Source organism: Streptomyces sp. NPDC033174, from assembly GCF_055577795.1.
The window spans coordinates 266,872-278,597 of sequence record NZ_JBVIPQ010000003.1 but is presented as its reverse complement, the minus strand read 5'-3'; the positions used below and the strand labels follow the sequence as shown (position 1 = coordinate 278,597).

General features: G+C 70.7%; 11 protein-coding genes and 1 pseudogene. 8 read left to right on the top strand and 4 right to left on the bottom strand.

Annotated elements, in window-relative coordinates:
• Positions 1-72: 72 nt before the first annotated feature.
• Positions 73-1,026, top strand: coding sequence for a LysR family transcriptional regulator (locus tag ACZ5VC_RS11410; RefSeq protein WP_469119835.1), 954 nt, complete (start codon positions 73-75; stop codon positions 1,024-1,026).
• Positions 1,027-1,104: 78 nt separating this feature from the next.
• Here the strand turns inward: ACZ5VC_RS11410 and ACZ5VC_RS11405 are convergent, their stop codons facing one another.
• From ACZ5VC_RS11405 to ACZ5VC_RS11395, 3 genes are all read right to left on the bottom strand, one after another.
• Positions 1,105-1,977, bottom strand: a complete 873-nt coding sequence (locus ACZ5VC_RS11405) for a DUF72 domain-containing protein (RefSeq protein ID WP_469120208.1) — start codon at positions 1,975-1,977, stop codon at positions 1,105-1,107.
• A 119-nt stretch (positions 1,978-2,096) separates the two neighbouring features.
• Positions 2,097-3,356 (bottom strand): serine hydrolase domain-containing protein, encoded by a 1,260-nt coding sequence (locus ACZ5VC_RS11400; protein ID WP_469119834.1) that lies wholly within the window; start codon positions 3,354-3,356, stop codon positions 2,097-2,099.
• A gap of 278 nt (positions 3,357-3,634) precedes the next feature.
• On the bottom strand, positions 3,635-4,288 hold the full coding sequence (locus tag ACZ5VC_RS11395; protein WP_469119833.1) for a Tat pathway signal sequence domain protein: 654 nt from the start codon (positions 4,286-4,288) through the stop codon (positions 3,635-3,637).
• A 372-nt stretch (positions 4,289-4,660) separates the two neighbouring features.
• Here ACZ5VC_RS11395 and ACZ5VC_RS11390 point away from each other — a divergent pair, with 372 nt between their 5' ends.
• The 5 genes from ACZ5VC_RS11390 (at position 4,661) to ACZ5VC_RS11370 (ending at position 9,414) form a co-directional block, all read left to right on the top strand.
• A complete protein-coding gene (locus ACZ5VC_RS11390; protein WP_469119832.1) occupies positions 4,661-5,335 on the top strand; it encodes a TetR/AcrR family transcriptional regulator in 675 nt (224 codons plus the stop codon).
• Between the two features lie 199 nt (positions 5,336-5,534).
• The gene (locus tag ACZ5VC_RS11385; RefSeq protein WP_469119831.1) at positions 5,535-6,206 is read left to right on the top strand and encodes a DUF6230 family protein; all 672 of its coding nucleotides are present in this window, start codon (positions 5,535-5,537) and stop codon (positions 6,204-6,206) included.
• A gap of 2 nt (positions 6,207-6,208) precedes the next feature.
• Entirely contained in the window at positions 6,209-6,724 is a 516-nt protein-coding gene (locus tag ACZ5VC_RS11380; RefSeq protein ID WP_469119830.1) for a DUF6114 domain-containing protein, read from the top strand.
• A 279-nt stretch (positions 6,725-7,003) separates the two neighbouring features.
• Positions 7,004-7,348 carry an effector-associated constant component EACC1 gene (locus tag ACZ5VC_RS11375; RefSeq protein ID WP_469119829.1) on the top strand — a complete coding sequence of 115 codons (345 nt, stop codon included), beginning with the start codon at positions 7,004-7,006 and terminating at the stop codon, positions 7,346-7,348.
• An 11-nt stretch (positions 7,349-7,359) separates the two neighbouring features.
• Positions 7,360-9,414, top strand: coding sequence for a caspase, EACC1-associated type (locus tag ACZ5VC_RS11370; RefSeq protein ID WP_469119828.1), 2,055 nt, complete (start codon positions 7,360-7,362; stop codon positions 9,412-9,414).
• A 205-nt stretch (positions 9,415-9,619) separates the two neighbouring features.
• Here the strand turns inward: ACZ5VC_RS11370 and ACZ5VC_RS11365 are convergent.
• Positions 9,620-10,679, bottom strand: a pseudogene (locus ACZ5VC_RS11365) (FAD-dependent monooxygenase); the annotation flags it as partial.
• Between ACZ5VC_RS11365 and ACZ5VC_RS11360 the strand changes: the two are divergent.
• Together ACZ5VC_RS11360 and ACZ5VC_RS11355 are read left to right on the top strand one after the other, a co-directional pair.
• Complete coding sequence (locus ACZ5VC_RS11360) at positions 10,676-10,843, top strand: hypothetical protein (RefSeq protein ID WP_469119827.1); 168 nt, start codon at positions 10,676-10,678, stop codon at positions 10,841-10,843. The pseudogene ACZ5VC_RS11365 and the gene ACZ5VC_RS11360 overlap by 4 nt on opposite strands.
• 55 nt (positions 10,844-10,898) lie before the next feature.
• Positions 10,899-11,534 carry a TetR/AcrR family transcriptional regulator gene (locus tag ACZ5VC_RS11355; RefSeq protein ID WP_469119826.1) on the top strand — a complete coding sequence of 212 codons (636 nt, stop codon included), beginning with the start codon at positions 10,899-10,901 and terminating at the stop codon, positions 11,532-11,534.
• Positions 11,535-11,726 lie beyond the last annotated feature (192 nt).

The window sequence follows — 11,726 nt, the reverse complement described above, 5'->3', positions numbered from 1 at the left end:
TGTGACATTTCACATAAGATCGCGGACACAGGGCTCTGGCCGAAAGCTGTCACCGGTCCATAACATCCGCGCATGGACCTCGAGGTACGGCACCTGCGTGTGGTGTGCGCGGTCGCCGAGACGGGCAGCCTCACGCGCGCCGCCGCCTCGCTCGGCATGACCCAGCCGGGGCTCAGCACCCAACTGCGCCGTATCGAGACCATGCTGGGCGGGGTCCTGTTCGACCGCAGGCAGGCCGGCGCCCTGCCCACACCCTTCGGTGAGCTGGTCCTCGCGCGGGCCCGCGCGATCCTGCCGGGCATCGACGAGCTGCTCGCCGACACCGCCCGGGCCGCCCGCCGGACGTCGGCCGCCGACCACATCCGGATCGGGTCGGTCGGCGCGCCCCTGCTCGGCCATCTCCTCCTGGCCGTGAAGGAGTCGCTGACCGGTGCCGAAGTGACCGCACGCTGCCAGTACTCCCCCGCCACCCTGCTCGACGACCTCGCGGCGGGCCGGCTGGAGGCGGCGGTGCTGGGCGACCACCCGGACCAGGAACTGCCGCCGCCCAAGGGTCTGGTGCTTCACCCGGTCGCCACGGAACCGGTGTTCGCCCTGCTGCCCGCCACCCACCCGCTCGCCGCCCAGGAGCAGGTGTCCCTGGCGCGGCTCCTGGACGAGGACTGGGCGGTCCCCCGGCCCGACACCGACCGCACCCGCGAATACTGGTCATCCGCCTGCGACACCGTGGCGGACCGCCGCCCGTTCGCTCCCTACGAAGCGGAGGGGCGCCCCCTGATCGAGGTCGTGCGGGCGGGTCTGGCGGTCAGTCTCTGCCAGGCCACCTTCATCGAGGTCCCCGGCGTCACGGTCCGCCCTCTGGCCGGAAACCCCCTGTGGTACCGCCACATCCTGGCCTGGCACCAGGACGGACCCCTGGCGCCTCACAGCCGCGAGATCCTGCGCCGCGTCGCGGAGGGGTACCGGGAGACGTGCGCCGCCAGCCCCGCGTACGCACGCTGGAGAGCGGCTCGATCCGGCGCGTGACCGCTTTCCCCGCCGTGGCCCGGTATCCGGCTCCTCCACCGGCGCCCGCGCGTTCGGCCGACCAGCCTGCGGGCCTTCTCACGCCGCGCCCCGCCGAGGTCCGTCAGGGGCCATCAGGTGCTTCATGGTCTCGGCGGCGCGTACGGCGGCATCGGCACAGCAGTTGTTGAACAGGACGTGCAGCTGCTCGACCCGTTCCGCCAGGGAGTCCAGACGAGGCAGCCACTCCTTCAACTCCTCCTGCGTATACGTGTGACGGAAGCGGTCCTCCTTGCTTCCGGTCCCCCAGGCGGTGCTGCGACCGTGGAAGCGCACCACCGCGAGCTCTTCGGAGGCGACCGGCGTGACCGGGGGTATGGAGGTCGGCAGCGTCTGGGTCATGTCGACGGCCACGGCGGTGGCGTCCAGGTCCCTCAACAGGGCGGTCGTACGGTCCCGCCGGTCCTCCCGCCACCAGTCCGGGTGCCTGAACTCCACGGCCATGGGCCACTCGGTGGCACGTTTCCTGGTGCGGTGGAGGAGGGTTTCCGCCCGGGTGCCGGGGGCGAACCACGGAGGGAACTGGAACAGCAGGGTGCCCAACCGGTCGGCCTCCCGCAGCGGCCGCAGCGCACTGCTGAAACGGTGCCAGACCTCGTCGAGGAAGCCCGGGTCGCCGCTGCCGTGGCCCCGGAGGTCGGCGGGCAGGGCGGCAGCCCGGGTGGGGTGGCCGGTGAGCGCGGAGAACGCCTTGACGTCGAAGCGGAAACCGGGCGGGGTGCGTTCCACCCACAGCGAGCTGTTCCGCAGGCTGGGGAGCGCGTAGTAGGTCGCGTCGACCTCCACGACGGAGAACCGCTCGGCGTAGTACCGCAAGCGCCCCTCGGGGTCGCGCCGCTCCGGCGGGTACCACCCGCTGCTCACAAGTGCCTTGTCGGTCCAGGAACACGTACCGGTCAGAATGTCGCCCATCGCGCCAGTGCCACTCATGGCGCCCGTGTACCCGCTGAGGGCGCGGTCAGTTGGGCGGCGTGAGAGGGGGTGAGGCTCCTGGTGCCGAGCCTCACCCGGCTCTCGTTGCACAGGGTTTCTCAGCGGCGCTCGGGCAGGTCGGCCTCCGCCGGCAGCGCCGAGAATCCGCGTGCCGCGGGCGACGACGGTGCCACGGCGGGCTTCTTGCCGCAGAACGCGGCCTCCAGCGTTCCGCCGAGCGCCGTGTTGGCGGCACCGTGGTTCGAGGTGTTCGCCATCGCGGAGAGGCTGCGCCGGCCGTCCCGGGTCGCGAAGGTGTAGGTGTAGAACCCCTGCACGGTTCCGGTGTGACCGTACACCTGCGTGCCGCAGGACAGGTTGTAGCGGCGCAGGCCGAGCCCGTAGAAGCGGGTGTTGGTGGCGTCCGTCGGGGTGACCGTGGTCATGGCGTCCAGCATCGCCGGTGACAGCAGCCTTCCCCGCATCAGCGCGCTCGTGAACTTGTTCAGATCGGCGGGACTGGAGATGACGGCCCCGGCGGACTGCGCCCAGGACACGGTCTGCTCCGTGGAGTCCACGAGCGGCGCGCCGGCCTCGTCGGGGTGCAGATAGCCGCGTACGTGCAGTCCCTTGATCCGGGTGTCGGGATGCACGTACGACGTGTTCCGCAGCCCCAGCGGCTTGAAGATGCGGCGCTGGTACTCCTTGGCCACCGGCCTGCCGGTGGTCTTCTCGATGAGCATCCCGACCACCACGAAGTTGGCGTTCGAGTACTTGTAGGCCACGCCGGGCTCGGTCGTACGCGGCTCGCCCAGGGAGAGCTTCACCAGTTCCTGGTAGCTGAACACGCGGTTGCGTACGGCCTCGAAGCCGGGCACCGTCTGGGCGAACATGGCGTCGGTGTAGTCCGCCAACCCGCTGCGGTGGGTGAGCAGATGGCGCACCGTGATGCGGTCGTCGGGCAGCAGACCGGGCAGGTAGCGGTTCACCGGAGCGTCGAGCTCCACCTTGCCCTCCTGCACGAGCTGGAGGAGCACCACGGTGGAGAAGGTCTTGCTGACGCTGCCGATCCGGAAGCGGGCCCGGGTGTCCATCGCCGCTCCCGAGACGCGGTCGCGGACTCCGACGGCCCGCGTCTGGACGCCGCCGGGGCCGGAGTAACGGGCCATGGCGCCCGGTGCGCCGTTGGCCATGGCGGCGTTCAGCGCGGCGGTCACGCCCTCCATGTCCGGGGCGGGGGCGGAAGCGGCGACAGGACCGGCGGGGGCGGAGGGGCCGGCCGGGGCGGCGAACGCACTGGTGGCGGGGGCGACACCACTGGCGAGCGCGGCGACCAGCAGCGCGCTCACGGCCAGGCGTCTGTGTGACGACAGGGACACGTTGATTCCTCGACTTCTTCCTCGAGTGGTTCGACACGGCGCACAGGCCTGTGGTGCGCCGTGAGGACTCCCCGGAGGGCTCGGCCGCCCTTGCGTGCCGTCCCCCCGGACCCATGGGTCATGAGTGCCAACGTGAGAGATCGGTTCCTGACACGGGGCGGAGGTTCCGGAGGGCGGCGTTCCGTCGGGGGCGGCGGGGTGAGCTGTCGAGGTGAGGAAGCCGTCCACCGCACGCGCTCCACGGTTCCGGGACCGGGAAGCGCGTGCGGTGGAGTCGCTCAGTTGACGAAGACCGGCTTGGCGGCCTGTGCGGAGTCCTTCACGGGGGCGTACTTCGCCGTGAAGTAGCCGTTGGCCGGACAGGTGCCCGGGCCACTGGCCTTGGTGAACAGCTGGTTGGCGAAGGCGACCGAGTTGTCCGCGTTGGACGCCGAGGCGGTCAGGCTGCCGGCCCGGTAGACGCAGGTCGTCACGCCCAGAATGGTGCTGATCTTCAGCGTGGTCTGGATGGGGCCGGCGCTGCCCGCCGTCACCGTGAGGCTGCCGCCGGAGCTGACCGCCGTGGAGTACGGGAGGTTGTTGACCGTGATGCTCTGCACCCCGGTCGCCCCCAGGATGTTGGTCGTGCAGTTGCTCAGCGTGTGGGACGTGAGCGTCTCCGTGGCGGTGCCGGGCGACGCCGGGTTGGCGGTGACGGTGGCCGAGAACGCCGACGAGTTGCAGGTGATGCCCGTGCTGCCTCCGGAGGTGGTGGCGATCTTGGCCGTACTGCCCGAGGACAGGGAGGCGGTCAGCACGTCGCCGACGCCGACGGCGGTGCCGCCCGCGCTGCCGGTGGTGAGGACGCTGCCGGCGGCGGTGGCCGAGGACGTGGTCGCCAATACGGCGGCGAGGGCGGCACCGGCAGTGGTTAAGAGGGCACGCTTGTTCATGGTGGGGGTTCCTTTCGTCCGGCGGTGAGGGTGGGGAGGGGTCGACTCGGCCCGGTGATGTGGGACGCATCGCCCGGGCAGCACCCAGTGACGTCCGCCGCTGAGGGTCGACGGGCGTGGGGTGGGCTGATGACAACGGGGAACGGCTCGCGCTGTGTCGATGCAGTGCGCAACCGCCGGGATGCCGATCCGGCGCCACGGATCAGCGGTAGCGGTGTCGCGGGACACTGATGAGCGTGATACTCGGTGCCGTGCGCGGTGGTTCGGGCCCCGTCCCTGGGAGCCCCACCATCGAACACGTGAGAGGAAAACCCATCAGGGTTGTAAACCTGTCGAGTATGTGACGTCAACAGCCCTGGGAGGATGTGGCCGATGAAGGGTGCTCACCCGGCCGAGGAGAGGCAGATCCTGCCGGGAGCCCGTACGGGCCGCGAGCCGGAACGCTCACTGCGCCCGGGGCCGCGTCGGCTGACGCCCGAACAGGTGGCCTCCCGGCAGCGGGACCGGCTGTTGGACGGCGTGGCCCGCACCGTCGCCGCCAACGGCTACGCCGGAGCCCGGATCAGCGACATCTGCCGTGCGGCGGGGGTGACTCGGCCGGTGTTCTACACGCTGTTCACCGGCAAGGAGGACGCGGTTCTGGCCGCGTACCGAGGCGGCACCCAGGTGGTCGTCCGGGCCATGCAGCAGGCGTACGACACCGCCGGCGGCGCGGCGGCCTGGCCGGCGGCGGTGCGGGCCGGGCTGCGGGTGATGCTCGCACTGCTGTCGGAGACTCCCGCGTTCGCTTCGCTGGTCGTCGAGATCGAGTCGATGGGTCCGGCCGGGCGCCGGGCGCGGGCGGAACTTCTGGCCAGATTTCGCCGGTTCTTCGCCGATGCCCCGCCCGCACCGCCCGGGATGCCGAAGGGAGAACTGGTGGACACCGTCGTCGGGGCCGTACACGCGGCGGTGCACCGCGCGGTCGACGAAGGCCGCGCTCGGGAGCTTCCTCAGCTGCTGGGTGTCCTGGTGCACATCGTGGTGTCGCCGTTCTCACGGCTGTGACCAGTGCTTACCGCGCAGCAATATCCTTCTACCGCACGGTAGTTGACCGGGCAGTAACGACGGGCGTACGTTCCAGGGAGTTCCCTGCGGCACGGCCGCCTCGACGTGAGTCGAGGAAGACCCAGGCAGCTTGGGGAACCGTCCGCGCCAGGACATCGCCGCCACAGGTCTGTTTCCTCACTTATGTCAGGAGCACCTCATGGCCCTGTCCGAAGGCCCCGCAGACACCACCCCTTCGTCAGCCGTCGACTCGTCAGCCGTGGACGACGATTCCGGGCGCAGGGGACGAGTCCGCTACCGTCGCGCCGCCCTGATGGGCGCGCCCGCCTTCGCCCTCGCCGCGACACTCGTCGTCCTCACCGCCCAAGGGGCTCTCGCCGCCCAGTTCGCCATCTCCGGTATGCCGTTCACCGTGACCGCCGACACCCTGGAAGGACGGGGCTTCGGTCAGTTCGGAGCGCTCGACAACATGGCCGAGGGCAGTCCGAACGCCGGTGACACCGGCGGGCAGGTGCTGGTCATCGTCACCGCGATCCGGGAGGCGAAGCTGACCAACCTGTGCCAGAGCGTGGAGCTCGGCGGCACCTTCCTGCACATCACGGCGGGCAACAAGGGCACATCGGTCAAGGCGTCGGGCCTGACCACCGACTCCACCGAGATCTCCGGCAAGCTGGCCGCGTTCGACAACATCGAGATCGGCGGAGACGCCAGTACCTTCGAGAAACCTCCCGTCAAGGGTCCGCTCGGCGTCTTCGGCCAGCAGGCCGACACCGTCACCATCAAGAACGTACGCCAGACCAACTACGCCACCACCGCCACCCGGTTCACGCTGCCCGACCTGCACATGAGCTTCAGCTCCAAGGGCTGCTGACCATGACCTCCGGGACGGGCGAGGCGGTCGGCGCGGGCGAGGCGGTCGGGAAGAAGGGCCGGACGAGCCCACCCGGCAGGGCGACCGGACGGGCGGAGGCCGTCGAGTCACCCTCCGGCGGCGGGCGCTCCAGGAGGGCGTTCCGCCGATGGCGTCACCGCCGCCCGTTCGGTGCCGGCCTCATGATCGTCCTCGGCGGCGCGGAGATCCTCCTCACCCAGCGGGCGAGCATCTCGGTGATCCTGACGGCGGGGGCCGACAGTCTGGTGGGCTATGTCCTGCCGGTGGTCATGATGGTCTGCGGAGCACTCATCGTCCTCAACCCACGCCAGCGGCTGTTCTACTCGATCATCGCCGTACTGGCCTCGCTCGCGAGCTGGGTCACCTCGAACCTCGGCGGCTTCTTCGTCGGGATGCTCCTCGGGCTCGTGGGCAGCTCGCTGGCCTTCGGCTGGCTCCCCGACCAGCCACGGCGCCACCGGCGGTTCCTCGGCGCGCGACGCCGAAGGCCCGCGTAGCGGGTCGCGGCACGACCTCTCACGGCTCCGCTGTCGGAGCCTCGTCCCTGGCGGAACGGGGTTCCGACCGCGGGGTCTGCGCCCGACGCACGCCTGGCTGACGACGGCACGGCCCATGGCGGGCGCAGGGCCGTCACCCCCTGACCGGTGCCGCATCGACACACCAGTTCGCCACTACTCATTGCGACGAACCGCTACCTTCGGCCATGGCCAAGCCTCTACGCTGGGGGCCTTCTTGGTGCCAGTCACCACGAACTCCCGGGGGGACGCATGCGCTTGGTGATCAGTGTGGGAGACGAGCCGGACGAGGAAGAACTCCGCTCCCTGCACGAGTGGTTGACTGCTGACAGGTCGATCCGGCGGATGGCGCTCCCTCAACTCGCTTCGAGGAGCACCCCGGCCGCCGGCCAGCAGTCGGCCGTCGTCGACATCGTCTCTCTCGTACTGAGCAGCGGCTTCAGCACGGCGTCCCTCGGGGTGAGCCTGGCCACCTGGCGAAGGACGAGCCCGCAGCGGCCGGCCGTCACCGTGGAGCGCCCCGACGGTACGAAGGTGACCATCTCCGGAACCGATCCGGAACAGGCACAAGGGCTGCTGCGGCGGCTGATCGACCCCGAGTCCTGAAGAAGTCGCCTATGGCCCTGGACAGGCTTCCGGACCCGTCACGTTCCCGCGCCGTGCTCATCGGCGCCGGTCGGTTCACCTCCCTCGAAGATCTCCCCGCCGTGGCCGGCAACCTGGGCGCTCTCGCCGACCTGCTCGCCGTCCAATGGGGCATGCCGCGCGAGAACTGCAAGGAGCTGCTGAACCCCGCCACCCCTGGAGCCGCTTCCAAGCTGGTGCGCGAGGCCGCGGCGGCGGCCACCGACACCCTGCTGGTGTACTACGCCGGACACGGGCTGCTCGGTCCCCGTGGAAACCTTTACGTGGCGGTTCCGGACAGCGATCCGGCATCGGTGTACGACACGTCCGTCCCGTACGAGTGGATCAGGCGTGCGGTGCGGAACAGCCCGGCCGGCCGGCGGATCGTGATCCTCGACTGCTGCTACAGCGCCCGCGCCTTCGGCCCCCAGTCGGGCAAAGTGGTCGATCTCGCGGAAGTCGACGGCACGTTCGTGCTCGCTGCCGCCGCCGAGACGGCGGTTGCACTCGCCCCTCTGGGGGATCCGCTCACCGCCTTCACCGCGGCACTCACGGACGTCCTGCGTACGGGTGTCGCCGACGCACCCGAACTACTGGATCTGGATACCGTCTACGAACGCCTGCACGCTCTGCTCATGAGCCGTGGGCGGCCCGAGCCGCAGTCCCTGGACCGCAATCGCGTGGGCCGGATGGCGTTCGCACGCAATGCCGCCTTCACGCCGGTGCCCGTCGTCCCGGCGCCCCTGCCGGAATCGGTGCGCATCGGCCTGGACAGCCCGTACCCTGCCATCCGGAAGGGCGCGGTGGCCGCCCTGGGTGAGTGGCTGGCGGGCGGTGATCCGTCCCGCGTCGCCACCGCCCGGGAAACGCTCGTACAGGTCGCCAATGAGGACACTCCCGCGGTGGCCCAGGCCGCGCGTGCCCTCCTCCTCGCCCATCCCGACGGGGGTGACGACGTCCCCACGCCGGACCCGGCCCCCGCCCCCGCGCGTCGCCGGCGGCCTCGGCCACGGCGGCTGTTGTCTCTCCGAACGCTCCTGCGCCGGGGTACCCGCGTCCGGCTCGCCGCCGTGCTCCTTGCCCTCCTCCTGACTGCGGCGGGTAGCGGTCCCCTGGTGGGCGCGGTAAGGGCCAAGCAGACGCCCGAACCCCCCGACTACCCCTCGGTGATGCTCGTGGCCTTCAGTGCCGACGGGAAGACCCTGTTCACGAGCACGTACGACAAGGTGTGGCGGTGGGACATTTCCGGCGAGGGCTCGAGCACCAAGCCCGAGCCGAGCTCGGAGTGCTCCCTTGAGTGCCTGGCGTTCGGCCCCGGCGGAAAGACGGTCATCGGAGTCGACCACTCCGGCGTCCAGTTCGGAGACGTGCTGAAAGGCACGATGGGCAGGGATCCGAAGGAAATCAGCGGCGACCGGGACGTCGACGCCGCCGCGCTGAGCTTTGATTCCAAGAAGCTCGCCACGGGTGGCGACGACGGCACAGTGCGACTGTGGAACGCGGAAACGCGGCAGCACCTGACGGACCTGAAGGGCCATACCGGCGAGGTCGTGAGCGTGGCGTTCAGTCCGAACGGAAAGCTGTTCGCGAGCGCGGGAGGGAACGAGAAGGACATCGTCCAGGTCTCCGACCTGACCACGGGAAGGGCGGTCTTCAACCTGAAGGTCATGTTTCCGCGCCAAGTGACCTTCAGCAGGGATGGAAAGCTTCTCGCCATCGCCAGCATTGGCGACGAGATTCGCCTGTGGGAAACGGGCACCCTCAAGCCCTACCGCAAACTGGTGGGACACACGAGCTGGGTGAACGCCGTAGGTTTCAGCAAGGACGGCCTTCTCCTCAGCGGCAGCCACGACGAAACGGTGCGCCTGTGGGATCCCCGCTCCGGCAAACAGCTGCGCGTGCTCGGTCGTCACACGGACGGCGTCCAGGCCGTGGCGTTCAGCCCCGACGGGAGGACGGCCGCGAGCGCGGGCCACGACGGGACGGCTCGGGTATGGGATGTGGCCACCGGCAGGAAGTTGCACGAGCTGGTCCACGAGGGCGAGTAGGCGCATAGGGGTCATGCGGGGGAGCATCCGCCGCCGCAGGCGCGTGCGGTCACCGACGATGAGGCTCGGGCGCCCGGCCGGGACAGGTCCAGTTCGGCAGTGACTGGCCTTTCGTCCCGCCCTGGCCGTCCAATACTTCGCGGGCGGTCTCGACGCCGGTACCGACCGGAATCCGAGGCGCCCACGAAGGCTCCCGTGGCGCTCCTCAACACGGGGACGGGGAACGGCCCCTCGGCGGAGTGGCTGCCGGACGGCGCGTCGTGCACAGCAGGGGCGCCCAGGCAGCCTTGCCCGCGAAGTCGCCGCCACCTGTGGGCAGGACGTCCACAACGACGCGGTCGGGGCGCAGCAGCGCCGCGTCCGCGCGGCCTCGCCGCAGCCAGGCGGCGAGGATACCGTCGTCGCCGATCTCCCTCACATCGACGACCCGGGCTCCGAGCCCCGCTGCGAGCGCGCTCGGCGAAGGCGTGAGCGGTCTGGCGGTCAGGACGGCGAAGGAGTCGCCGAGGACGTCGTCCAGACGGGCCCGTTCCCTCGGCGGTCACCCAGGGCTGCGGACAGAACGTGCCTCCGAGGCGGCTGCGCCGGATCAGCGGGCCCGGGGACAGCGCACGGCTGAGGTCGCGGCTCGCCAGACGCGACGCGCCGGGTATCCGGCAGGCCGCGCCCACGGCCGTGCGGCGCAGCGCGGCCGCGCGGTCCTGGCCGCCGGTCATGGCCCAGCCGGTCGCGACCGCTGCACGGATCACCTGACGGGCATGTGGCTTGCGTTCGCTCTCGCAGGTGTCCAACAGCCGCTCGTCGGAGCCCTTCTGGATGACGCGGGCCAGCTTCCAGGTCAGGTTGTGGGCGTCGCGCAGGCCCGAGCACAGCCCCTGTCCCACGAACGGCGGGGTGAGGTGTGCGGCGTCGCCGAGCAGGAAGACCCGGCCCCGGCGCCAGCGGTCGGCGATGCGGGCCCGGAACGTGTACCGGGCCTGCCGGATCACGTGGAAGTCGCCGTGCGAGATGTCCACCCAGGGGGCCACCAGTTCGCGCAGTCGCTCGTCATCGAGCTCCTCCGCCTCCCGCAGCCGGAACTCCCAGCGGTAGCGGTCCTCGCCGATGCGCATGAAGGTGACCGGCCGGTACGGGTCGCAGACCTGGTCGACGCCTTCCCAGCAGCGGACCGGTGCGCTGGTGCGCACGGCGATGACGGTCCAGCGCTCCTCGAAGCGCAGGTCCTCCCACACGGCGCCGATGGCCTCGCGGACCGGCCCGGATGCTCGCCGCGCAGGACGCCCTGCCCGCTGTGAAGGTCCTGGTGAGGCGTGGCGACGGCGACCTCGCCGACGCGGGTTTCAGACATGTGCCCTCCGAGCGGCAGTGCCATCATGATGAAATCATCAACTTTGATGGCAGCCTCGGTCAAGAGGTTCCGCCGAGTTGACTGAGGGAATCATCAGAACTGCGATCCCTGTCGTCACCGCGTTTAGACTCCTCGTATGCCTACCTCAGCCCCGCCCAGCAACCGGTTCGAGAGGCGTCGCGCCGAGACCCGCCGGGCGCTCGTCCGCGCGGCCCGGCAGATCCTCGCCGAGACGGGGGACACCAGCGCCAGCATCCAAGCCATCGCGGAGCGCGCGGACGTCGGCTTCGGCTCCTTCTACAACCACTTCGAGTCGAAGACGGAGCTGTTCGACGCGGCGGTGGCGGACGCGCTGGAGGAGTTCGGCCGGACCTTCGACGAGCGCCTGCGGGGGATCGACGACCCGGCGGAACTCCTGGCGGCAGGCTTCCGGCTCAGCGTCCGGATGGCCGACTCCCACCCGGAACTCATGCAGGTACTGCGCCACCGCGGACTCGGCCACATCCACGCCGACCGGGGCCTCGCCCCCCGGGCACGGCGCGATCTGGACGTCGGCGTCGCCTCCGGCCGCTTCGCTCCGATCGACCGGACCGTGGCCCTGTCGGCACTCGGCGGGGCGCTGCTGTCCCTGGTGGAGCTGAGGTTCGCCCGCCCCGACCTGGACGGCGACGAGGCGGCGGCGAACCTGGCCGAGATGGTCCTGCGCATGCTGGGCGTTCCACCGGACGACGCCCGCGAGGTCGCCCGGCGGCCGCTGCCCGACCTCGCTTGACGAGGCGGGACGTGACTCGACGGGCCGAGCCGTCGCGCCGCACCTCGCGGTGCGCTTCCGCCGCCGCGGGCTCCTCCTGCCGATGTTTCCGCCGCCCCGGCGGCCGAAGAGGACCGTGAGGACGAGACCAGTGCCGGCGGCCAGGATGATCCCGCCGACGAGGCCGGCCGTGGCGACGCCGTGATCGAAGGC